This is a genomic window from Sphingomonas sp. ATCC 31555 (assembly GCF_000282895.1).
GTDB lineage: Bacteria > Pseudomonadota > Alphaproteobacteria > Sphingomonadales > Sphingomonadaceae > Sphingomonas.
In genome coordinates, this window is record NZ_ALBQ01000004.1 from 45,180 (window position 1) to 66,879 (window position 21,700).

General features: G+C 65.3%; 22 protein-coding genes. 10 read left to right on the forward strand and 12 right to left on the reverse strand.

Annotated elements, in window-relative coordinates:
• Positions 1-244 precede the first annotated feature (244 nt).
• The gene (locus B215_RS0101800; protein WP_019367914.1) at positions 245-676 is read right to left on the reverse strand and encodes a DUF488 domain-containing protein; all 432 of its coding nucleotides are present in this window, start codon (positions 674-676) and stop codon (positions 245-247) included.
• 181 nt (positions 677-857) lie between these two features.
• Here B215_RS0101800 and trmFO point away from each other — a divergent pair, with 181 nt between their 5' ends.
• Positions 858-2,174, forward strand: a complete 1,317-nt coding sequence (trmFO, locus tag B215_RS0101805) for a methylenetetrahydrofolate--tRNA-(uracil(54)-C(5))-methyltransferase (FADH(2)-oxidizing) TrmFO (protein WP_019367915.1) — start codon at positions 858-860, stop codon at positions 2,172-2,174.
• 9 nt (positions 2,175-2,183) lie between these two features.
• Here the strand turns inward: trmFO and B215_RS0101810 are convergent, their stop codons facing one another.
• From B215_RS0101810 to eno, 6 genes are all read right to left on the reverse strand, one after another.
• Positions 2,184-2,678, reverse strand: coding sequence for an EF-hand domain-containing protein (locus B215_RS0101810; protein ID WP_019367916.1), 495 nt, complete (start codon positions 2,676-2,678; stop codon positions 2,184-2,186).
• Between the two features lie 58 nt (positions 2,679-2,736).
• Positions 2,737-3,411: a squalene/phytoene synthase family protein gene (locus B215_RS0101815; protein ID WP_019367917.1), complete on the reverse strand. Its 675-nt coding sequence runs from the start codon at positions 3,409-3,411 to the stop codon at positions 2,737-2,739.
• 110 nt (positions 3,412-3,521) lie between these two features.
• Positions 3,522-4,913, reverse strand: coding sequence for a pyruvate dehydrogenase complex E1 component subunit beta (locus tag B215_RS0101820; RefSeq protein WP_019367918.1), 1,392 nt, complete (start codon positions 4,911-4,913; stop codon positions 3,522-3,524).
• Position 4,914: 1 nt separating this feature from the next.
• On the reverse strand, positions 4,915-5,964 hold the full coding sequence (gene pdhA / locus B215_RS0101825; RefSeq protein WP_019367919.1) for a pyruvate dehydrogenase (acetyl-transferring) E1 component subunit alpha: 1,050 nt from the start codon (positions 5,962-5,964) through the stop codon (positions 4,915-4,917).
• A gap of 146 nt (positions 5,965-6,110) precedes the next feature.
• A complete protein-coding gene (locus B215_RS0101830) occupies positions 6,111-6,431 on the reverse strand; it encodes an FtsB family cell division protein (protein WP_019367920.1) in 321 nt (106 codons plus the stop codon).
• Between the two features lie 57 nt (positions 6,432-6,488).
• Positions 6,489-7,769, reverse strand: a complete 1,281-nt coding sequence (eno, locus tag B215_RS0101835; protein WP_019367921.1) for a phosphopyruvate hydratase — start codon at positions 7,767-7,769, stop codon at positions 6,489-6,491.
• Positions 7,770-7,883: 114 nt separating this feature from the next.
• Between eno and B215_RS0101840 the strand changes: the two genes are divergently transcribed.
• From B215_RS0101840 to B215_RS0101860, 5 genes are all read left to right on the forward strand, one after another.
• Positions 7,884-8,489, forward strand: a complete 606-nt coding sequence (locus tag B215_RS0101840; RefSeq protein ID WP_019367922.1) for a hypothetical protein — start codon at positions 7,884-7,886, stop codon at positions 8,487-8,489.
• Positions 8,490-8,507: 18 nt separating this feature from the next.
• The gene (locus tag B215_RS0101845; RefSeq protein ID WP_019367923.1) at positions 8,508-8,849 is read left to right on the forward strand and encodes a phage holin family protein; all 342 of its coding nucleotides are present in this window, start codon (positions 8,508-8,510) and stop codon (positions 8,847-8,849) included.
• Positions 8,846-9,178, forward strand: coding sequence for a DUF3618 domain-containing protein (locus tag B215_RS0101850; RefSeq protein WP_026008840.1), 333 nt, complete (start codon positions 8,846-8,848; stop codon positions 9,176-9,178). Before B215_RS0101845 ends, B215_RS0101850 begins: the two co-directional genes overlap by 4 nt.
• A 4-nt stretch (positions 9,179-9,182) precedes the next feature.
• Positions 9,183-9,500 carry a hypothetical protein gene (locus B215_RS0101855; protein ID WP_019367925.1) on the forward strand — a complete coding sequence of 106 codons (318 nt, stop codon included), beginning with the start codon at positions 9,183-9,185 and terminating at the stop codon, positions 9,498-9,500.
• A gap of 74 nt (positions 9,501-9,574) precedes the next feature.
• Entirely contained in the window at positions 9,575-9,802 is a 228-nt protein-coding gene (locus tag B215_RS0101860) for a DUF4170 domain-containing protein (RefSeq protein ID WP_019367926.1), read from the forward strand.
• Between the two features lie 60 nt (positions 9,803-9,862).
• Here B215_RS0101860 and B215_RS0101865 read toward each other — a convergent pair whose 3' ends face one another.
• From B215_RS0101865 to carA, 5 genes are all read right to left on the reverse strand, one after another.
• Positions 9,863-10,492: a rhomboid family intramembrane serine protease gene (locus tag B215_RS0101865; protein ID WP_019367927.1), complete on the reverse strand. Its 630-nt coding sequence runs from the start codon at positions 10,490-10,492 to the stop codon at positions 9,863-9,865.
• 8 nt (positions 10,493-10,500) lie between these two features.
• Entirely contained in the window at positions 10,501-10,977 is a 477-nt protein-coding gene (gene greA / locus B215_RS0101870; protein ID WP_019367928.1) for a transcription elongation factor GreA, read from the reverse strand.
• 306 nt (positions 10,978-11,283) lie between these two features.
• Positions 11,284-14,613 carry a carbamoyl-phosphate synthase large subunit gene (gene carB / locus B215_RS0101875; RefSeq protein WP_019367929.1) on the reverse strand — a complete coding sequence of 1,110 codons (3,330 nt, stop codon included), beginning with the start codon at positions 14,611-14,613 and terminating at the stop codon, positions 11,284-11,286.
• Complete coding sequence (locus B215_RS0101880) at positions 14,613-15,263, reverse strand: hypothetical protein (protein WP_019367930.1); 651 nt, start codon at positions 15,261-15,263, stop codon at positions 14,613-14,615. The genes carB and B215_RS0101880 overlap by 1 nt, the downstream gene beginning before the upstream one ends.
• Entirely contained in the window at positions 15,260-16,423 is a 1,164-nt protein-coding gene (gene carA, locus B215_RS0101885) for a glutamine-hydrolyzing carbamoyl-phosphate synthase small subunit (protein WP_019367931.1), read from the reverse strand. Before carA ends, B215_RS0101880 begins: the two co-directional genes overlap by 4 nt.
• A 144-nt stretch (positions 16,424-16,567) precedes the next feature.
• Between carA and B215_RS0101890 the strand changes: the two genes are divergently transcribed.
• From B215_RS0101890 to rpoD, 4 genes are all read left to right on the forward strand, one after another.
• The gene (locus tag B215_RS0101890) at positions 16,568-17,020 is read left to right on the forward strand and encodes a GatB/YqeY domain-containing protein (protein ID WP_019367932.1); all 453 of its coding nucleotides are present in this window, start codon (positions 16,568-16,570) and stop codon (positions 17,018-17,020) included.
• 50 nt (positions 17,021-17,070) lie between these two features.
• Complete coding sequence (locus B215_RS0101895; RefSeq protein WP_019367933.1) at positions 17,071-17,487, forward strand: endonuclease domain-containing protein; 417 nt, start codon at positions 17,071-17,073, stop codon at positions 17,485-17,487.
• A 129-nt stretch (positions 17,488-17,616) separates the two neighbouring features.
• The gene (gene dnaG / locus B215_RS0101900; protein WP_019367934.1) at positions 17,617-19,512 is read left to right on the forward strand and encodes a DNA primase; all 1,896 of its coding nucleotides are present in this window, start codon (positions 17,617-17,619) and stop codon (positions 19,510-19,512) included.
• Between the two features lie 42 nt (positions 19,513-19,554).
• Positions 19,555-21,582 (forward strand): RNA polymerase sigma factor RpoD, encoded by a 2,028-nt coding sequence (gene rpoD, locus B215_RS0101905; protein WP_019367935.1) that lies wholly within the window; start codon positions 19,555-19,557, stop codon positions 21,580-21,582.
• Positions 21,583-21,700 lie beyond the last annotated feature (118 nt).

The window sequence follows — 21,700 nt, forward strand, 5'->3', positions numbered from 1 at the left end:
TCTGCACTCAAGTGGGTTGCCGTTGCGTAAACACCGTCCTGCACGGGGCGACAATTTTCGAGAATTCTTCTCGGGATGTAACGTCCGGCGGGCCTCTTTCCGGTTGAATTGCATCAGACGGACACTCTTCTGCAACATCCGCGATGCAAAGCCAGGCCGTCGGCGCGACCAGTTCCCCCTTCGCGTCGACTCTCCCCGAACTACGGGGCAGCCGATGCGTCGGCTGCCCCGGCCTTTTTCGGTCTCAGGCGTAAAGGTCGATCACCTCCGCCCCGTTTCCCTCTGCCTCCAGAAGCAATGTGCGGTGGCAATGACATGGATCGCGCTCGTAGCAGAGTAGCGCGCTCGGCTTGTCGGCGGCGAGCGTCCGCATCTGCGCGGCCTGGGCCTGCGCTTCGGGTAAGCCGAGCTGGAGGTCATAGACGTAGCGCAGTGTCTCCACATCCCCCTTCTTCGCCGCATCGCGCCCGCGCTTGGGCGTGCCGAGCTGCTTGAGATGCACATAGTCGATCCCCGCCTCGGCGAGGCTGGCCGCCAGGCTCGACTTGGAGAAACCGGGGCGGCGCGACAGCGGCAACGCGCGTACGTCGATCACCCGCTGCACCCCGGCCGCCTGCAACGCGGCGAGGAACTCGGCCATGGTGGTGGCCTCATAGCCGATGGTGAAAATCTTCATCGCCTCTTCTCTAGCGCAACATGCGAGAACACACCCTGCTTTTCGCGATTGAAAGATTCGGCTGCACCATTCGCTTCAAAGCTGAATGGCAACAAGGGTGAACACGCGGCGTCTCGGGGGTTGCACGATCATTCAGCCCAGCTATGGCCGCGGCTTCCCATAGAAGAGTAGAAGCACGTCCATGCCCGGCCACGACATTCATATCATCGGCGGCGGTCTCGCCGGATCGGAAGCCGCTTGGCAGCTGGCCCAGGCCGGTCACAAGGTCCGCCTGTCGGAAATGCGGGGCTCGGGCGAGATGACGCCGGCGCACCAGAGCGATCGACTGGCCGAGCTGGTCTGCTCGAACAGCTTCCGCTCGGACGATGCCGACAGCAACGCGGTCGGGCTGCTCCACCAGGAGATGCGCGCGCTCGGCTCGCTGATCCTGACACAGGGCGACATTCACAAGGTGCCTGCCGGCTCGGCGTTGGCGGTGGACCGCGACGGCTTTGCCGATGGCGTGACCGCCGCGCTGGAGCAGCACCCCAACGTCACCATCGTCCGCGAGCGCGTCGACACGCTGCCCGCCGAGGGCCGCACGATCGTCGCCACCGGGCCGCTCACCGCTCCGTTGCTGGCCGAGAGCATCGGCCGCGCGACCGGCAAGGACAGCCTCGCCTTCTTCGATGCCATCGCGCCGATCGTCCACCGCGAATCGATCGACATGGAGACCGCCTGGTTCCAGAGCCGGTGGAACAAGGGATCGGGCAAGGATTACATCAACTGCCCGATGTCCAAGGAACAGTATCTCGAATTCCACGCCGGGCTGATGGCGGGCGAGAAGACCGAGTTTCGCGAGTGGGAGAACGTCCCCTATTTCGAAGGCTGCATGCCGATCGAGGTGATGGCGGAGCGCGGGGTGGACACGTTGCGATACGGGCCGATGAAGGGCGTCGGCCTCGACGATCCGCGCACCGGCCGCTGGCCCTATGCGGTGGTTCAGCTCCGGCAGGACAATGCCAGCGGCACGCTGTGGAACATGGTCGGCTTCCAAACAAAGCTGAAATATGCCGAGCAGGTGCGGCTGTTCCGCACCATCCCGGGGCTGGAGAAAGCCGAGTTCGCGCGGCTCGGCGGGCTGCACCGCAATACCTTCCTGCGCTCGCCCGAGTTGCTCGACAGCACGCTGCGGCTGAAGAGCGCGCCCCACATCCGTTTCGCCGGGCAGATCACCGGCTGCGAAGGCTATGTGGAAAGTTCCGCGATCGGGATGCTTGCCGGGCGCTTTGCCGCGGCGGAGATCGCCGGCCAAATGCTGGCCCCTCCTCCGCGCGAAACGGCGCTGGGCGCCCTGCTCGCGCACATCACGGGCGAGGCGGAGGTAGATACCTATCAGCCGATGAACGTCAATTTCGGGCTATTCCCGCCGATCGAGGGGCGGACCAAGAAGGCTGATCGCAAGCGCATGTACACAGATCGTGCGCGGGCGGCGCTGAAGGACTGGCTGGCGGCCTGACGCAAGGTGCTATTTGTCCTCGTCTTCGCTGGCCTTGGCGGCCGCATCGGCGGAAGGGGTGGCCTTCTCACAAGCGCAGCGTGCAACTGGCCGGCGCTTCGGTGCGGTGGTAGAAAATTCCGCGCGGGAGAGCACCCCGGACCTGTCTGCATCAGCCCCGGTGAAACGGTCGATTGCCTTGACCGCCCATTCTTCGAAGCTCAGCCGTCCGTCGCCATTAGCGTCTAACTTTGCAAAAGCCTTGCGACGCGCAGCAAAATACTCGTCGCGATTGATCGCATCGTCCCGATCCTTGTCATAGCGATCAAAACGCTTCTGTTCGCGGGTCTTGGCGTCAGCTTCCGGCGCGGCATCGGGCAAGTCGGACTCCGCCGCGCTTGCATTGCCGAGCGGAAACGGCGCGGAAGCAAGCTTGGAGCCGCCCTGCGGCGCGCCTTGAAAGATCAGAAAGCCACCGAGCGCCAGCAGCAACGCCGCCACCGCGCCCACACCGTATCGCCACATCTGCAGCCTCCCCCGAGACATAGACAAGACTAAGCGCCACGACGCGCGGCGCCAAGCGTTATCGTCCGCTCAGCCGGTGCCAGAGCAGCCGCGCCACGCGCCCAGGCGCGCCAATGGGCACCGGCTGGTCCAGCGGCACGGCTAGGTCTAGCCGCGCACGATGAGCCAGCGCCCCCAGCGCGCGTGCCTTGCGGCCCCAGCGCGTACCGAGTGCCGCATCCAGCAGCGGTCGTGCCTCGCGCCGCGCCGCCTCCGCCTCCGCGCCGTCGCCCAGATGGCGGGCAAGGTCTGCCAGCGCCCAGCCCTGCCCCGCCTGGGCGAGCGGGTCCGCAGCCCCTGCCCCAAATGCGGCGCCGGCAGCGACGAACAGCGTGCCTCGCCCCACGGCGAAGCGCGTCAGCGCCAGCGTGTCCAGCGCCTCTTCTTCCACCAGCACTTCCCACCCATGCACAATCGGCACCAGCGATGCCCCGGTCCCTCCCCGAGGGAGCACGTCCGCCGCGAGCGCGGTCAGCACTGGTTCGGCAGGGGGCGGCGCGGTATCGAGCTTGGCCAGCGCTTCCCGCCACCACGCGAGTCGGAGCTGCCCGACAGCGGGCTGTGACGTCGTCCGCAGTAGTTGCGCTAGCGCGTCGTCCAGCGCCAGCAGCGCCGCCAATGCCGGCCGCGCTTCAATGGGCGCATAGGCGAGGATCAGTCCCCGCTCGGGATCTTGGATTATAGGATCGGTCACGTCGTTCCTGTATGACCAGTCGGCGGTCCGCGAAAGAGTCCGCACAAAAGAGAAGACCCGCCGGACACTGGGTCCGGCGGGCCTTTCCTGTTCCGCTTCAGCGGCGAAGATCAGCGATAGGTTACCTTTTTCACCATCGCGACCACCTTGTCGGCAGTCACAAGCGCAAGCTTTTCAAGGTTCGCGGCATAAGGAAGCGGCACGTCCTCGTTGGTAACGCGCAGCACCGGTGCGTCGAGGTCGTCGAAGCCCTCTTCCATCACGAAAGCGGCGACTTCCGACGCGATCGAGCAGACCGGCCAGCCTTCCTCGACCACCACGATGCGGTTGGTCTTCTTCAGACTCTCCAGCACAGTCTGCTTGTCCAGCGGACGCAGCGTGCGCAGGTCGATCACCTCGGCATCGATGCCCTCGGCCGCCAGCTTCTCGGCGGCTTCGAGCGAGACGCCCACGCCGATCGAGTAGCTGACCAGGGTCACGTCCTTGCCCTCGCGCATGATGCGGGCCTTGCCGATCGGCAGGACATAGTCGTCGAGCTTGGGCACGTCGAAGCTGCGACCGTACATCAGCTCGTTCTCGAGGAACACGACCGGGTCCTCCGAACGGATCGCCGCCTTGAGCAGGCCCTTGGCGTCGGCCGAATCATAGGGCGCGATCACGATCAGGCCGGGGACGCTGGCGTACCACGGGCCATAGTTCTGGCTGTGCTGCGCGCCGACGCGGCTGGCCGCGCCGTTCGGACCACGGAACACGATTGGGCAGCGCATCTGGCCGCCGGACATGTAGTTGGTCTTGGCCGCCGAGTTGATGATGTGGTCGATCGCCTGCATGGCGAAGTTGAACGTCATGAACTCGATGATCGGCTTCAGGCCGCCCATCGCCGCACCGGTGCCGACGCCGGCAAAGCCGTATTCGGTGATCGGCGTGTCGATGACGCGCTTGGGGCCGAATTCGTCGAGCAGGCCCTGGGTCACCTTGTAGGCGCCCTGATATTCGGCGACTTCCTCGCCCATCACGAAGATGCGCGGATCGGTCCGCATTTCCTCGGCCATCGCGTCGCGCAGCGCTTCGCGGACCGTGGTCTTCACCATCTCGGTGCCGGCGGGCACGGCCGGATCGGCCGGACGCGTCTTCTCGACCGCGGCGGTCAGCTGGGCGGTGCCGGTTTCCGGAGCCTTCTCAGGCGCCGGCGTCGGCTCGGCCTGCTGGCTCGCGGGTTCCGGCGCGGCCGGTGCAGCAGCGGCGAAGGATGCATCCTCGCCCTCGCCCGCGATCATCGCGATCACGGTGCCGACCTTCACGTTATCCGTGCCCTCGGCGACCAGGATCTTGGCGATCGTGCCTTCGTCGACGGCTTCGAATTCCATCGTCGCCTTGTCGGTCTCGATCTCGGCGAGGATATCGCCGGACTTCACGACATCGCCTTCCTTGACGAGCCACTTGGCGAGCGTGCCCTCTTCCATGGTCGGCGAGAGCGCCGGCATCTTGAGTTCGATCGCCATCTCAGTAGGTCTCCACCAGCACGTCGGTATAGAGTTCGGCCGGATCGGGCTCCGGCGTCTGTTCGGCGAAGTCCGCCGATTCGTTCACGATCTTGCGGATCTCGGCCTCGAGCGGCTTCAGCTGCTCTTCGGTCACGCCCATCGTCTCGAGCTCGCGCTTCACCGCCTCGATCGGGTCCGACTTGTCGCGGACCGACTGGACTTCCTCGCGGCTGCGATACTTGGCCGGATCGGACATCGAGTGGCCGCGATAGCGATAGGTCTTCATCTCGAGGATGATCGGGCCCTTGCCGGCGCGCACCCAGGCGAGCGCCTCTTCCGCCGCACCGCGGCAGGCGAGCACGTCCATGCCGTCCACCTGGATGCCGGGGATGCGGAAGCTCTCGCCGCGCTTGTACAGCTGGTCCTCGGCCGAGGAGCGATTGACGCTGGTGCCCATGGCGTACTGGTTGTTCTCGATCACGTAGATGATCGGGAGCTTCCACAGCTCGGCCATGTTGAACGATTCGTACACCTGGCCCTGGTTCGCGGCGCCGTCGCCGAAATAGGCCATGGCGACGCCGCCATCCTCGTTATACTTGTGCGCGAAGGCGAGGCCGGTGCCGAGCGAGACCTGCGCGCCGACGATGCCGTGGCCGCCGTAGAACTTCTTCTCGGTCGAGAACATGTGCATCGAGCCGCCCTTGCCGCGCGAGATACCCGCGCCGCGGCCGGTCAGCTCGGCCATGATCACCTTGGGGTCGATGCCGTAGGCGAGCATGTGGCCATGGTCGCGATAGCCGGTGATCACCGAGTCCTTCTCGCCGTCCAGCGCCGACTGCAGGCCCACCGCAACGGCCTCCTGGCCGATATAGAGGTGGCAGAAGCCGCCGATGAAGCCGAGGCCGTAGAGCTGGCCCGCCTTCTCTTCGAAGCGGCGGATCAGCAGCATCTGCCGGTAGAATTCGAGCAGCTGTTCCTTCGACGCCTTGAACCGTTCCGGTTCGCTGGGCCGCTCGCGATTCGGTACGGCGGGTGGGGTCGGTGCGTTGCGTGCCGGTGCTTTGGCCACGATCAGATATTCCTCATCCGGGGAGGGGAAAGGCGGGTGCCTATACGCGCGTTTTCGCAAGGCTTGCAACCAACGCGCGGGTTCGGACCACGTACATCCGCCCTAAGGTGCTCGGCCGTGGCTGGCAACAGGTGCCGCTACGGCGATCACTTCTTGTCGAGCGGGATGATCACTTCGTCGGGGCGGACGACGTTGAGCTGCTTGCGAGCAAGCTCGTCGACCATGTCGGGATCGGCGCCGTGCTTCGGATCGAGCAGATCGACTCGATTCTTGAGCTCGGCACGCTTCTTGTCGAGCACCGCATACTCGCGCTGCTTGGCTTCCAATTCGTGCCGCACTTCCTTCGCGGCGACGATCCCGTTCGGCCCCAGAACCGCGTTATACCCGAAAAAGCCGATGGCGATCAGCGCCGCGGCGGGAAGCCCCGCGCGGCGCAGCAGCGTGGACATGGGCGAAGCGCGCTTCATGCCCGTGTTTTTCGCTGATCGATCGGCTCTTAGCAAGATTGCGGTTCCTACTGAGGGTCAGGCGCGGCGCAGCACCGAACGGCCAGCATAGACCGCCGCGTCGCCCAGCTCTTCCTCGATGCGGATCAGCTGGTTGTACTTGGCGAGCCGGTCCGAGCGCGCGAGGCTGCCGGTCTTGATCTGACCGCAGTTGGTGGCGACCGCGAGATCGGCGATCGTCGCGTCCTCGGTCTCGCCCGAACGGTGCGACATCACCGCGGTGTAGGACGAGCGCTGGGCAAGGCTGACGGCCTCCAGCGTCTCGGTCAGCGTGCCGATCTGGTTGACCTTCACGAGCAGCGAGTTGGCATAGCGGCCCTCGATGCCGCGCAGCAGGCGCTCGGGGTTGGTGACGAACAGGTCGTCGCCGACCAGCTGGACCTTGCCGCCGAGCAGCTCGGTCAGCGTCTTCCAGCCTTCCCAGTCGTCCTCGGCCATGCCGTCCTCGATCGAGAAGATCGGATAGTCGGCGGCGAGCTTGGCCAGGAACTCGGCATTCTCGGTCGAGCTGAGGGTCTTGCCCTCGCCCACCATCTTGTAGGCGCCGTCCTTGAAATATTCGGTGGCGGCGCAGTCGAGCGCGAGCATCACGTCGTCACCGGGCCTGTACCCGGCGGCTTCGATGCTGGTCATGATGAAGTCGAGCGCTTCGGTGGTCGAGGCGATGTTGGGGGCGAAACCGCCCTCGTCGCCCACGCCGGTCGCCAGGCCCTTCTCGTGCAGCTTCTTCTTCAGCGTGTGGAAGATTTCCGAACCGCAGCGCACCGCCTCGACGATGTTCTCGGCACCGACCGGAACGATCATGAATTCCTGAAAGTCGATCGGGTTGTCGGCATGCTCGCCGCCGTTGATGATGTTCATCATCGGCACCGGCAGGACGTGCGCGTTGACGCCGCCGACATAGCGATAGAGCGGCAGCCCGCGCGCATCGGCCGCGGCCTTGGCGGCGGCGAGGCTGACGCCGAGGATGGCGTTGGCGCCGAGGCGACCCTTGTTGGCGGTACCGTCGAGTTCGATCATGGTGCGGTCGAGATCGGCCTGGTCTTCGGCGTCGAGGCCGAGAACCGCCTCGGCAATCTCACCGTTCACCGCATCGACGGCACCTTCGACGCCCTTGCCGAGCCAGCGGGACTTGTCGCCGTCGCGCTTTTCCACCGCCTCGTGGGCACCGGTGGAGGCGCCCGAGGGCACGGCGGCGCGGCCGAAGCTGCCATCGTCCAGCAGGACATCCACTTCCACCGTGGGGTTGCCACGGCTGTCGAGAATCTGGCGGGCGTGGACGTCGATGATTGCGGTCACGTCATGGTCTCCGTAACATGTCAGGAATGAGGCGCGCGGTGCCTCTAGCGGTTCCGTATGGAACTCGCAAACGGGGCCGTTGTTGTTTCGACGAGGCATGGAGGGTTTTTGATCATGGCAGACGAAACGACCAGCATCGCGGGCGATCCGCTCGCGGGGAATATGGGCGCTACCGGCAGCGATGCGGGCGGCACCGAGGGTGCGGAGACGAAGCGCTCCACATCGGATACGATCAAGGACGAAGCCGGCAAGTTCGCCGATCAGGCGAGGGAACGCATCCTCGGCTTTGCAGGCGACGGCAAGGAACGGGCCACCAGCGCGCTCGACGAGGTAGTGACTATGATGCGCACTGCCGCGAGCGATGTTGATGCCAAGCTCGGCGAGCAATACGGCCAATATGCTCGCAGCGCTGCGGACGGTATCGCCGGGTTTGCCGAGTCGCTGCGCGCAAGGGACGTCGACGATCTGCTGAACGAAGCAACCGACTTCGTGAAGAAAAGCCCGGCGATCGCGGTCGGCACGGCAGCCGCGCTTGGCTTCGTGCTTGCCCGCGTCATCAAGTCGGGCATCGAGGCGGCCGGCGGTGAAGGCACCACCGGCGGAAACGGCGGCACAACGACGGGCAGCACCGCTACCGCCGGCACAGCCGAAGATATCACCGTGGATCCCGTCGGCTTCGGCACTGGTCCGTCGGCGTCCCCCGGCACCACCCAGAGCTAAGGACGAGCAAAAAAGGGCATGGAAGCGCCCCGAACGGAAGACGCCGGTATCGGTGAGCTGATCGGCCAACTCACCGAAGACGCCAAGGACTACGCCCGTGCCGAGGTCGATTACTTAAAGGCGGTCACCCGGCTAAAACTGGCCGAGATGAAGGGCGCGGCAATCGCCGCCATCCTTGCCTTCGCGCTGGCGCTCGCGGCGGCGATCGGTCTTATCGTGGGGGCAATCCTGACGCTTGCCACGCAGGTCGGCCCCGGCTGGGCGACGCTGATCGTCGTGGGCATCAGTCTGGTCGTAGCGACGCTGCTCGGTTGGGCGGCGGCGCGGGGCTTCCGCAAAGCCATGGGAGCGACACAATGACAGTACCCCGCGACCCCGACGCGGCTAGGGTGCGTGCTCGCGCCGCGCGGGACAAGCTGATGGGCACCGTCGGCACGCTGCAACAGCGGCTCAAGCCGGCGAATCTCGCCCAGGAGGCGGTGGAAAACGCCAAGCAGAGCGTCACTAGCATTGCCCGCGAGGGCACGGAGGCGGTTCGCACCCGCCCCTGGCTGGCAGCGGCGGTGACCAGCGGCATCGGGCTCGTCTTCGCCCGTGGGTGGATCGTCGACATCTTCCGCAAGGGCAAACACGAAACCGCCGGCCTCCCCAAGGGTTCGGCTACGCAAAACAGCAACGCAGAAGGATGACGCCATGAGCATCAACACCGAAACCGACACCGACACCGGATTGCGCCTTACCGAAAATCCCGCGCTGCTGCTTGCCGGCGGCGTTGCGGTGGGCGTGCTGATCGGCATGCTGCTGCCGCGGTTCGAGCGCGAAAAGGCGGCACTGGAGCCGCTCGGCCGCAAGCTTGCCGACGGCGCCGCCGCCGCCGTTCAGGCCGCAAAGGAAAGCGGCCGCGAACAGATAGAATCGCTGATCCCGAACAGCGATGCCACCAAGGAGCGCGTCTCGGCACTGTTCGGCACCGTAATCGACGCGGCCAAGGACGCTACGAGTAGCCGTTGATCCGCCTATAAGGGGGTTGAGCGAAGGGCCGCAGTCCCGGTAAGGGCTGCGGCAACCCCACCCCAGGAGGCGCAATGAGCAAGCTTCATCTGGTTTTCGGCGGCCGCGTGGCCGATCCGACGACCCTTGATTTCGTCGATCCCTCAAAACTTGATGTTGTCGGCATCTTCCCCGACTATGCAAGCGCCGAAAAGGCGTGGCGCGCTGCCGCGCAGCGGACCGTCGACGATGCTGAGATGCGTTATGTGGTGGTCCATCTCCACCGCATGCTGGATCCGGACGCGGAAGCGACCAAAGGCTAATCCAGCCCCGAACGGTTCACCCCCTCCTGCGTGCGGGAGGGGGTATAGCGAAACTTGCGCTCAGGCGTGCCGCCAGCGCCACAGCAGCAGCGGCCGCGCCAGCGCAAGTCCAACCAGGAAGCCGCCGATATGCGCCCAGATGGCGACATCTACGCCACCCTGGACGAAAGCAAAGCCCATCAGCAAGTTAAGGCCGATCCATGCCGCGGCCAGCCAAGCAATGTGAACCACCGGCGCCGGGATAGGCCCGATCGCCTTTGCACGCTGCCGCCCGAACAGCAGCGAATAGGCGCCCACCACCGCTGAGGTCGCTCCGCTGGCACCAATCATAGGAGCGGTCGACATTGGATCGGCCAGCCACTGCGTAGCGGCCGCGGCATAGGCGCCGATCAGGTACAGGGTAATCAGTCCCTTGCCGCCAAGCGCCCGCTCCGCTTCCCGGCCGGTATAACCCAACATCAGCATGTTCATGCCCAGGTGGAAGAACCCGGCATGGATTAATGTGGAGGAAAGCGGCGTCAGTAGCGCCGGTACGGTCCAGGCCGCGGGCATTGCCACGCCGCCAGTCAGGCGCGCCGGCAGGAAGCCAGCCAGATACTGGATTTCGAGCGTATTGGGGGCGACGCTGACTAGCAGGCTCACCACGACGGTGATGGCGACGATCGCCGTCGTAGCACTCAGCGACCGCATCGAATTCCTCAGATGAACTCGATCTTGGAGACCAGATAGTAACGGTCGCCCGCAGGCACCGAAACTTCGACTTCCTCGTCGACCTTCCGACCAATCAGCGCTCGGCCGATCGGCGAATTGTACGAGATGCGACCCTTACTCGCATCGGCTTCAGTCTGACCGACAATCTGGTACTTCACCGGTTTGTCGTCTTCGTCGAGCAGCGTCACGGTCGCGCCGAACACGACCTTGTCGCCCGACAGCTCCTTCGGATCAATGATCTGGGCGCGGCTCAGCTTGTCCTCGATATCGTTGATCGAAGCTTCGACCTGGCCCTGCCGTTCCTTGGCGGCATGGTACTCGGCGTTTTCGGAAAGGTCGCCATGGGCGCGCGCTTCCTCGATCGCGTCGACGATCAACGGCCGCTCGGCCTTCAACCGCTTCAGCTCCTCGCTGAGCTTCTGATAGCCTTCGGCCAGCATCGGCATCTTTTCGACGGTCGCCATACGCCCTAGTCCTTCAATACGCCCCCGGGGACCGACCATCGCCCGAAAACGACGTCCGCACATTCACATCGGTTGGGGAAATCCATTGTGCGAACGCGAATTGTAAGGTGCGGCACCCGAAACATCAAGGCGGGGAGCGTAAAAGCAATCTTTAGTTCACTGCCAATGGGCTTGCGCTCCCCTCCCGCAAGCGGGAGGAGTCAGGGGGGAGATCGACGCGGAAGAAGCGCTGAACAGCTTCCGCCCCTCCCCCAGGATTCTCCCGCAAGTGGGAGGCGAACGATAGAACCGCACGCCTCCCGAATTTCACCCGCGCGAAGCGAAATAGGCTTGAATTGGCTGCACGCCGAACGGGTTCTGCCGCATCGCCGCGATCGCCCGCGCCGCCGCGACGCTGCCCGGCGCCGTGGTGAAATAGGGCACCTTCTGCGCCAGCGCCGAGGCGCGGATGCTCATCGAGTCCTTCAGCGACTGCCAGCCCTCGGTGGTGTTGAAGATCAGCGCCACGTCGCCGTCCTGGATGCGGTCGACGATGTGCGGGCGGCCCTGCGCCACCTTGTTCACCGTCTCAACCGCGATCCCCTCGGCCGCCAGGAACTCGGCCGTGCCGCTGGTCGCGATGATCTTGAAGCCGAGATCGGCCAGGATCTTCACCCCCGGCAGCACCACCGCCTTGTCGCCCTGCTTGACGCTGACGAACACCGTGCCGCCGTCCGGCAGCACCGTGCCCGCGCCGAGCTGCGACTTGGCGAAGGCGGTCGCGAAGTCGCGGTCGATGCCCATCACCTCGCCGGTCGACTTCATCTCGGGCGAGAGCACCGGATCGACGCCGGGGAAGCGCGCCCAGGGGAACACCGCTTCCTTCACCGCGATATAATCGATGTCGCGGTCGATCTTGGGCAGGGTCGCCAGCTTCTCGCCCGCCATCACCCGGCTCGCGATCTTGGCGATCGGCGCCCCGATCGCCTTGGCGACGAACGGCACCGTGCGGCTGGCGCGCGGGTTGACCTCGATCAGGTAGACCTCGCCGTCCTTGACCGCGAACTGGATGTTCATCAGCCCCTTGACCTTGAGCGCACGGGCCAGCGCCACGGTCTGGCGCTCGATCTCGGCGATGATCTCCTTGGGCAGGCTGTAGGGCGGGATCGAGCAGGCGCTGTCGCCCGAATGGACGCCGGCTTCCTCGATATGCTGGAGCACGCCCGCGACGACGACGTCGGTGCCGTCGGCGATCGCGTCCACGTCCACCTCGATCGCGTCGCGCAGATACTGGTCGATCAGCACCGGCGAGTCGCCCGAGACCTGCACCGCAGTCTGGATATAGTCGTCGAGCTGCTGGAGGCTGTCGACGATCTCCATCGCCCGGCCGCCCAGCACATAGCTCGGCCGCATCAGCACCGGATAGCCGATCCGCTCGGCGACGCGCACCGCCTCGTCGCGGCTGCGGGCGATGCCGTTGGCGGGCTGCTTGAGGCCCAGCTTGGCGACGAGATCGGCGAAGCGCTCGCGGTCCTCGGCCAGGTCGATCGCGTCGGGGCTGGTGCCGAGGATCGGGATGCCCGCATCCTCCAGCGCCTTGGCGAGGTTGAGCGGGGTCTGGCCGCCGAACTGGACGATCACGCCGACCAGCTCGCCCTTCGACTTCTCGACCTCGAGGATCTCGAGCACGTCCTCGGCGGTCAGCGGCTCGAAATAGAGCCGGTCCGAGGTGTCATAGTCGGTGCTCACCGTCTCCGGGTTGCAGTTGACCATGATCGTCTCATAGCCCGCGTCCGCCAGCGCGAAGCAGGCGTGGCAGCAGCAATAGTCGAACTCGATGCCCTGCCCGATCCGGTTCGGACCGCCGCCGAGGATCACCACCTTGCGGCGGTCGCTCGGCTCGGCCTCGTTCTCGGGCTCGCCGAAGCTCGGCGCCTCATAGGTCGAGTACATATAGGGCGTCTTCGCCTCGAACTCGGCCGCGCAGGTGTCGATCCGCTTGAACACGGGGCGCACGCCCAGCCGGTGGCGCAGCTTGCGCACCTCGGCCTCGGTCACGCCGCCGGAGATGGCGTTGGCCACCTCGCCGATCAGCCCCGAGCTGCGCGCCATCGCTTCGCTGCCCGCGCGGAGATTGACCGACTTGAGCGCAAGATAGGCCAGCCGCTTGTCGCTGAAGCCCATCGCCTTGAGGCGGCGCATGCCCGCCGCGTCCTGCGGCAGACCGTTGGTGGCGACGTCCTTCTCGGCGTCGAGGATCTCGGCGATCCGCTCGAGGAACCAGGGGTCGTAGCTGGTGAAGCGCTGGACCTCCTTGACGCTGAAGCCCTCTCGCATCGCCTGCGCGGCGATCAGCAGCCGGTCGGGCGAGCGGACGGTCAGCGCCGCCTCGATCACGTCGCGCGGCGCGCCGACCAGCCGGTCGACATCGTTGAAGCCGCTGAGGCCGGTCTCCAGCCCGCGCAGCGCCTTCTGGATCGATTCGTGGATCGAACGGCCGATCGCCATCACTTCGCCGACCGACTTCATCGCCGTGCCCAGCACCGCCTCGGCGCCCTTGAACTTCTCGAAGGCGAAACGCGGGATCTTGGTGACGACGTAATCGATCGTCGGCTCGAAGCTCGCCGGGGTGGCGCCGGTGATGTCGTTGTCGATCTCGTCGAGCGTGTAGCCCACCGCCAGCTTGGCCGCGACCTTGGCGATCGGGAAGCCGGTCGCCTTGGACGCCAGCGCCGAGGAACGGCTGACGCGCGGGTTCATCTCGATCACGATCAGGCGGCCGTCCTTCGGATTGACCGCGAACTGCACGTTCGAACCGCCGGTCTCGACGCCGATCTCCCGGAGACACGCGATCGATGCATTGCGCATGATCTGGTATTCCTTGTCGGTCAGCGTCAGCGCCGGCGCGACGGTGATCGAATCGCCGGTGTGCGTGCCCATCGGATCGATATTCTCGATCGAGCAGACGATGATGGCATTGTCGTTCCGATCCCGGACGACCTCCATCTCATATTCCTTCCAGCCGAGCAGCGATTCCTCGATCAGCACCTCGGTGGTCGGCGACAGGTCGAGCCCCGAGCGCACGATCGCGATGAATTCCTCGCGATTATAGGCGATGCCGCCGCCCGAGCCGCCCATGGTGAAGCTGGGGCGGATGATCGCCGGCAGGCCGACATGGTCGAGCGCGGTCAGCGCCTCGGCCTCGGTGTGCGCGATCGCCGAGCGGGCGCTTTCGAGCCCGATCTTGGTCATCGCGTCCTTGAACTTCAGCCGATCCTCGGCCTTGTCGATCGCATCGGCATCGGCGCCGATCATCGTCACGCCGAACTTCTCCAGCGTGCCGTCGCGGAACAGCGCGAGCGCGGTGTTGAGCGCGGTCTGGCCGCCCATCGTCGGCAGGACGGCGTCGGGCCGCTCCTTCTCGATGATCTTGGCGACGACCGCGGGGGTGATCGGCTCGATATAGGTCGCGTCGGCCAGCTCGGGATCGGTCATGATCGTCGCCGGGTTCGAATTGACCAGGACGATGCGATAGCCCTCTTCCTTCAGGGCCTTGATCGCCTGCGTGCCCGAATAATCGAACTCGCACGCCTGACCGATAACGATCGGCCCCGCGCCGATGACGAGGATGGAGGAGATGTCGGTGCGCTTGGGCATTAGTTACTCTGCATCATCTGGCTGACAACCGCACCCAGCAGGGCGTTGGCCAAAGCCTTGATTGTTGGATTTTTGTAGCGATCAATCAGTTCTGAAAGAGCGCGCACGAGCACTTCGTAAAGCAAGTACACGCGAAATTCGCCTGCACGTATCAACTCACGCCCAGCCTTGATTTGGCCAAGCAATCTTTCACGAAGCCCTGGCTGCTCAGGATCGCCATTGTCCTGCTCAAGAGCGTCAATAAGCTCGTTTACCGGACGAACAGCCTCTTCGACCTGATTATGGCTGAGGCTTACAATGCGATCAGAGGCCGGAATCTCAACCTCACTTTGACTCCGCTCGTTGTAATCTTTGAGTCGCGCAATCAAATTTCTCAGTGAAGGCAAACGCTCCGCCGCTTGCAAACCCTCGTCCGTGAGAGAGTAAGAAACAGGGCCATCATTCTCGAATTGACCAGTCCCAACAAGGCCAATGAGCCCTGAGTCAGTCAGACTAGTTAGTACTCTGCGCGTAAAGCCCAGCGCGAATACGTTATCCAAGCGCGCCTGGATGTCGTCTGCTCCTAGGCTGTCCCAATCTGCAAAGCCGTATAGCGTCTCGTACGCAGCGACGAGAACGATATCTTTAGCCTCGTCGAAGGTCGCTCTCACGCCATCATCCCCACGAACCGCTCGAACAGATAGAGGCTGTCCTGCGGGCCCGGGCTGGCCTCGGGGTGGTATTGCACGCTGAACGCCGGGCGGTCGGTGAGCGCGATGCCGGCGTTGGAGCCGTCGAACAGCGACACATGCGTCTCGCGCACACCCTCCGGCAGGCTCTCGCGCTCGACGGCGAAGCCGTGGTTCATGGAGGTGATCTCCACCGCGCCGTCTTCCAGCCGCTTGACCGGATGATTGGCGCCGCGATGGCCCTGGAACATCTTGGTGGTCTGCGCGCCCACTGCGAGGCCGAGCAGCTGGTGGCCGAGGCAGATGCCGAACAGCGGCTTGCCGGTCTCGAGCAGCTGGCGGATCACCGGCACGGCATATTCGCCGGTCGCGGCGGGATCGCCCGGGCCGTTGGAGAGGAAGAAGCCGTCCGGGTTGAACGCCATCACCTGCTCGAAGGTGGCGGTGGCGGGCAGCACGGTCACGTCCGCACCGGCCTTCACCAGGTTGCGGAAGATGTTGCGCTTCGAGCCATAGTCGATCGCGACGACCTGCGGGCGCTTGGCTGCGGGGCGGCTGGTGTCATAGCCGGCGCCGAGCTTCCACACGCCGCCTTCCCAGCCGAAATGCGTCTCGCACGACACGGTGACGGCGAGGTCCATCCCCTCCAGCCCCGGCCAGGCGCGCGCCTTTTCGAGCAGCGCGTCGAGGTCGAACTTGCCCTCCTTGGAGTGCGCGATCACGCCGTTCGGCGCGCCGCCCAGGCGGATACGGCGGGTGAGCGCGCGGGTGTCGATGCCCGACAGGCCGATGCGCTGGTGCTTCGCCATCCAGGCATCGAGATGCTCGGTGCTGCGGAAGTTCGACGGCTCGGTCACGTCCTCGCGGACGATCATGCCCAGCGCATGGGGATCGTCGGCCTCGATGTCGTCGGGGTTGGCGCCGACATTGCCGATATGCGGGAAGGTGAAATTGATGATCTGACCGGCGAAGCTCGGGTCGGTCATGATCTCCTGATAGCCGGTCATCGCGGTGTGGAAGCACACCTCGCCGACGGCATCGCCTTCGGCACCGAATCCTCGACCCCACAATATCTCGCCGCTCGCCAGAACCAGAACGCCCGTGGCTCCAACGGGCATGGACAAGGGTTTGGCGTCGGCCATTTGGGGCGGGCACTCCTGCTTTGGGTTTTGCGATGTTGCTAAGGGCCGCCCGCTAGACCCCATGGGCGGGTGCGTCAATCTGTTAAGTTTTGTGGCATTCGGCTATGTCTCCGCGCTTTCCCGGACAAGATCGAGAGACCACGAATGATTCGCGACGACATCAAGGCTGCGCTGGTGACCGCCATGAAGGGCGGGGACAAGGCGTCGACCGCCACGATCCGCCTGATCCAGAGCGCGATCAAGAACCGCGACATCGAGGCCCGCACCGGCAAGGCACCCGAGGACGACGACGTGCTGGTCGTCGAGGTGCTGCAGAAGATGGTCAAGCAGCGGCGCGAATCGATCGACATGTATGTGAAGGGCGGGCGGCAGGAACTCGCCGACGCCGAGGCAGCCGAAGTGGTGGTGATCGAGCGCTTCCTGCCGCAGCAGATGAGCGAGGCGGAGACGACCGCGGCGATCGAGGCGATCAAGGCCGAGCTGGGCGCAAGCGGCATGAAGGACATGGGCCGGGTGATGGCCGAGTTGAAGGCCCGCCACGCGGCGCAGCTCGACATGAGCAAGGCCAGCGCGCTGGTGAAGGCGGCGCTGAGCTGAGACAAAAGCTCCCCCTCCCTTCCAAGGGAGGGGGTCGGGGGGGCGGGTGCATGTTCACACATAGCAAGCTCTGGATGCAGACGCGCGCGAAAGAGCTTCGCCACAATCCCACGCCGATGGAGCAGAAGCTCTGGCAGCGCCTTCGCGCCTCCCAGCTTGAAGATCTGAAGTTCCGCTTCCAGCACGTCATCGAACCGGCAATCCTCGATTTCTGCTGCCCGAGCATCGGCTTGGTGATCGAGATCGACGGCGACACCCATGACGCGGACGCGGATCGCGACCGCGACATCGGGCTGGCGCAGCTGGGTTATACGGTGCTCCGCTTCACCAACCACGAGGTCGCCACCAACCTGGACGGCGTCCTCCAGACGATCGCGGATCGCGCACGCGGTCTACCCATTCGGCAGTGGAACCGAGGCGTCACCCACCCCCCGGCCCCCTCCCTTGGAAGGGAGGGGGAGCGCTAGGCCCCATCGTTCCCCCTCCCTTCCAAGGGAGGGGAGGGAGCCGCGCAGCGGCGGAAGGGGGTGGGTGATCGGTCGCCTGCCTACCGCCCTCACCTTCCCGACTCACTCACAAAGGCGCATCACGCACCAGTGTCCCTCACCCCCGCCTTTCTCGACGAGCTCCGCGCCCGCACCACGCTCTCCACTCTCATCGCCAAGTCGGTGAAGCTGCAGCGGGCGGGCAAGGAGTTCCGCGCCTGCTGCCCGTTCCACAACGAGAAGACCCCCAGCTTCTACGTCAACGACGACAAGGGCTTCTATCATTGCTTCGGCTGCGGCGCGCATGGCGATGCGATCCGCTGGATGACCGACCAGCGCGGCCTGCCCTTCATCGATGCGGTGAAGGAACTGGCCCAGGCCGCCGGGCTCGACATGCCCGAGCAGGACCGCCGCGCCGCCGAGAAGGCCGAGCGCGCCAAGGGCCTGCACGAGCTGATGGGCGACGCCGCCACCTGGTTCACCGAGCGGCTGAACGGCATCGAAGGCGCCGAGGCCCGCGCCGTGCTCCAGCGCCGCGGCATCACCCCCGAGACCGCGCGGACCTTCGGCCTGGGCTTCGCCCCCGATTCGCGCGGCAAGCTCAAGGAAGCGCTGAAATCCTATGGCGATCCGATGCTGATCGAATCCGGCATGCTGATCGCCGTCGAGGGCAAGGAGCCGTACGACCGCTTCCGCGGCCGGCTGATGATCCCGATCCGCGACGTGCGCGGCCGGACGATCGCGTTCGGCGGCCGCATCATCGGCGAGGGCGAGCCCAAATACCTCAACTCGCCCGAGACCCCGCTCTTCGACAAGGGCCGCACGCTCTACAATCTCGATCGCGCCCAGGCCGCCGCGCGCAAGGCCGACCGGGTGATCGCGGTCGAGGGCTATATGGACGTGATCGCGCTCGCCCAGGCGGGGTTCGGCGAGGTGGTGGCCCCGCTCGGCACCGCGCTCACCGAACACCAGCTCGAGCGGCTGTGGCGGCTGTCCGAAGTCCCCCTGCTCTGCTTCGACGGTGACAGCGCCGGGCAGAAGGCCGCGCTCCGCGCCGCCCACCGCGCGCTGCCGATGCTCGCGCCCGGCCGCAGCCTCGCCTTCGTGACGCTGCCGCAAGGCCTCGACCCGGACGACCTCGTCCGCGCGCAGGGCCCGGCCGCGTTCGAGGCGCTGCTCGCGAAACCCGAGCCGCTGGTCGATCGCCTCTGGGCGAGCGAAGTCGCCGCCGGCCCGCTGGACACGCCCGAGCAGCGCGCCGGCCTCAAGCGCCGCCTCACCGAACTTGCCGAGCAGATCCAGGATCCGAACGTAAAGCACGAATATATCGCGGAATTTCGCGCCCGTGCCGACCAGCAGTTCGGCCGCGGTCCGCGCGAGTTCCGCAAGGACCAGCGCGGCCCCTCGCCCGCCCGCCCGCAGCCGCGCGGCACCCGCAACGCCCGCGGCGTCTGGCAGCCGCCCGAGGCCCCACCCTCGCATCTGATCAAGGGCGTGCAGGCGAGCGGGCTCGATCCCATATTGGCACGCGCCGTCCTCGCGGGGCTGATCCGCCACCCGGTCGAGATCGCCCGCCACATGGAGATCCTCGGGAGTCTGCGTAGTGCATCGGGCGCGCTCGGCCGGCTATTCGAAGCCGTTGTCGAGGTGGCGCTTACCAATCCGGGCCTTCGTCAACTTGATAGCGAGGATTTCCTCACCATATTGGCTAGGTCCGGTTTCGATTCAGTGGCAAGCGAGTTGCTCCGTGCAGACACGCTCCCCTTCTCCTTCACGCGGCCCGCGGCCGACGTGGCGAAGGCGCGCGAGGATCTGGGCGAGGCGATCGCGGTGATGGCGGCGCAGCCCGCCGTCGACGTGGCGCTCGCCGAGGCGACTGCTGCACTGATGCGCGACGGTACCGAGGAAGCGTTCGCCCGCCAGGTGGCGCTTTCGCGGCAGCGGCAGGAACTTCAGGATCGGCTCGCGAATCTGATGCTTGCGGAAGACGGCGTTTTTGAGGAATAGAGGCGGTGTAAAATTGCCGCCATCTGAGTTTCGAGGGATTTGATGGCGAAGGCGAACATGGCAGACGTCACGGACACGGCAGACACGAGTGACGCGCCGCTGATCGATCTGAACGAGGGTTCGATCAAGAAGCTGGTCGCGCGTGCCAAGAAGCGCGGTTACATCACCGTCGACCAGCTCAACGAGATGCTGCCGCAGGACCAGATGTCCTCGGAGCAGATCGAGGACGTGATGGCTGCGCTCAACGACATGGGCATCAACGTCGTCGAGAACGAGGACGCCGGCGAGGACGCCGAGTCCGAGGACGATTCGGCCGACGATTCGGAAGCCGCCGACACCAGCGACGATTCCGCACCTGCCTTCGAAGTCGCGAAGAAGAAGGAAACCGTCGATCGCACCGACGATCCGGTGCGCATGTACCTGCGCGAGATGGGCGCCGTCGAGCTGCTCAGCCGCGAAGGCGAAATCGCCATCGCCAAGCGCATCGAGGCCGGTCGCGACACGATGATCCTGGGGCTCTGCGAGTCGCCGATCACGTTCAACGCGATCATCGGCTGGTCGACCGCGCTCAACGAAGGCACGATGCAGCTGCGCGAGATCCTCGATCTCGACGCCATGCTCTCCAAGGGTCCGTCGGCCGAGCAGGTCGAGGGCGCCGAGGACGACAATGGCGAGATCAGCGAATCGAGCACCGGCCCGACCTTCAAGGAAGAGGAAGAGCCGGAAGAGGTCGCCTCGGACGACGATGACGAGCTGACCGAACGCCGCGCCCGCCGCCCCTCGGACGACGAGGAGGAGGACAACACCCTCTCGCTCGCCCAGATGGAAGAGCAGCTGAAGCCGCAGGCGCTCGAGAAGTTCGCGAACATCACCGCGATCTACAAGAAGTTCGGCAAGGTCCAGCAGCAGCGGCTCGACACCATGTCGGCCGGCGAGGAATTTCCGGCCGCCGAGGAAAAGAAGTACAACAAGCTCCGCGAGGAGCTGACCGCCGAGGTAGAGAGCGTCCAGTTCCACCAAGCGAAGATCGAGTATCTCGTCGACCAGCTCTACAGCTTCAACCGGCGCCTGACCGCGCTGGGCGGCCAGATGCTGCGTCTTGCCGAGCGCCACAAGGTCAGCCGCAAGGACTTCCTGGATCGCTATGTCGATCACGAGCTGGACGAGAACTGGCTGCCCACCGTCGTCGGCGTCGACAAGAAGTGGAAGGCGTTCGTCGAGAACGAAAGCGCCTCGGTCGACCGCATCCGCACCGAGATGAGCGAGATCGCCCAGCAGACGGGCATGACGCTCACCGAGTTCCGTCGCATCGTCAACATGGTGCAGAAGGGCGAGCGCGAGGCGCGCATCGCGAAGAAGGAGATGGTCGAGGCCAATCTCCGCCTCGTGATTTCGATCGCCAAGAAGTACACCAATCGCGGCCTGCAGTTCCTGGACCTCATCCAGGAGGGCAATATCGGCCTGATGAAGGCGGTGGATAAGTTCGAATATCGCCGCGGCTACAAGTTCAGCACCTATGCGACCTGGTGGATCCGCCAGGCAATCACCCGCTCGATCGCGGATCAGGCGCGCACCATTCGCATCCCGGTGCACATGATCGAGACGATCAACAAGCTGGTCCGCACCAGCCGCCAGTTCCTCCACGAACAGGGCCGCGAGCCCACGCCCGAGGAAATGGCGGAGCGCCTGAGCATGCCGCTCGAAAAGGTGCGCAAGGTGATGAAGATCGCCAAGGAGCCGATCAGCCTCGAAACGCCGATCGGCGACGAGGAAGACAGCCATCTGGGCGACTTCATCGAGGACAAGAACGCGATCATTCCCGTAGACGCGGCGATCCAGGCGAACCTCAAGGAAACGGTCACCCGCGTCCTGGCGAGCCTCACCCCGCGCGAGGAACGCGTACTGCGCATGCGCTTCGGCATCGGCATGAACACCGATCACACGCTGGAAGAAGTCGGCCAGCAATTCTCGGTGACGCGCGAGCGTATCCGCCAGATCGAGGCCAAGGCACTGCGCAAGCTCAAGCATCCGAGCCGCAGCCGCAAGATGCGCAGCTTCCTCGACCAGTAAGTCGTCGACAAAGGGCCCCAGCAAGGATGCCGGGGCCTTTTCGAGAGAATTCAAGATTAATCGACGCGTAACCATCTTTCTACGCGCTTCGGTATATCCCCGCATGCGACGAAGCATT

What these genes read in the sequence shown, in the direction of transcription:
- greA (WP_019367928.1), bottom strand. Translation starts at nt 10,977, where the DNA reads ATGGCGACCGTCGAAAAGATGCCGATGCTGGCCGAAGGCTATCAGAAG.
- B215_RS0101800 (WP_019367914.1), bottom strand. Translation starts at nt 676, where the DNA reads ATGAAGATTTTCACCATCGGCTATGAGGCCACCACCATGGCCGAGTTC.
- B215_RS0101895 (WP_019367933.1), top strand. Translation starts at nt 17,071, where the DNA reads ATGTTCACACATAGCAAGCTCTGGATGCAGACGCGCGCGAAAGAGCTT.
- carA (WP_019367931.1), bottom strand. Translation starts at nt 16,423, where the DNA reads ATGGCCGACGCCAAACCCTTGTCCATGCCCGTTGGAGCCACGGGCGTT.
- B215_RS0101855 (WP_019367925.1), top strand. Translation starts at nt 9,183, where the DNA reads ATGAGCATCAACACCGAAACCGACACCGACACCGGATTGCGCCTTACC.
- B215_RS0101830 (WP_019367920.1), bottom strand. Translation starts at nt 6,431, where the DNA reads ATGAAGCGCGCTTCGCCCATGTCCACGCTGCTGCGCCGCGCGGGGCTT.
- B215_RS0101860 (WP_019367926.1), top strand. Translation starts at nt 9,575, where the DNA reads ATGAGCAAGCTTCATCTGGTTTTCGGCGGCCGCGTGGCCGATCCGACG.
- rpoD (WP_019367935.1), top strand. Translation starts at nt 19,555, where the DNA reads ATGGCGAAGGCGAACATGGCAGACGTCACGGACACGGCAGACACGAGT.
- B215_RS0101850 (WP_026008840.1), top strand. Translation starts at nt 8,846, where the DNA reads ATGACAGTACCCCGCGACCCCGACGCGGCTAGGGTGCGTGCTCGCGCC.
- trmFO (WP_019367915.1), top strand. Translation starts at nt 858, where the DNA reads ATGCCCGGCCACGACATTCATATCATCGGCGGCGGTCTCGCCGGATCG.
- B215_RS0101810 (WP_019367916.1), bottom strand. Translation starts at nt 2,678, where the DNA reads ATGTGGCGATACGGTGTGGGCGCGGTGGCGGCGTTGCTGCTGGCGCTC.
- B215_RS0101840 (WP_019367922.1), top strand. Translation starts at nt 7,884, where the DNA reads ATGGCAGACGAAACGACCAGCATCGCGGGCGATCCGCTCGCGGGGAAT.
- B215_RS0101820 (WP_019367918.1), bottom strand. Translation starts at nt 4,913, where the DNA reads ATGGCGATCGAACTCAAGATGCCGGCGCTCTCGCCGACCATGGAAGAG.
- carB (WP_019367929.1), bottom strand. Translation starts at nt 14,613, where the DNA reads ATGCCCAAGCGCACCGACATCTCCTCCATCCTCGTCATCGGCGCGGGG.
- B215_RS0101865 (WP_019367927.1), bottom strand. Translation starts at nt 10,492, where the DNA reads ATGCGGTCGCTGAGTGCTACGACGGCGATCGTCGCCATCACCGTCGTG.
- B215_RS0101845 (WP_019367923.1), top strand. Translation starts at nt 8,508, where the DNA reads ATGGAAGCGCCCCGAACGGAAGACGCCGGTATCGGTGAGCTGATCGGC.
- B215_RS0101890 (WP_019367932.1), top strand. Translation starts at nt 16,568, where the DNA reads ATGATTCGCGACGACATCAAGGCTGCGCTGGTGACCGCCATGAAGGGC.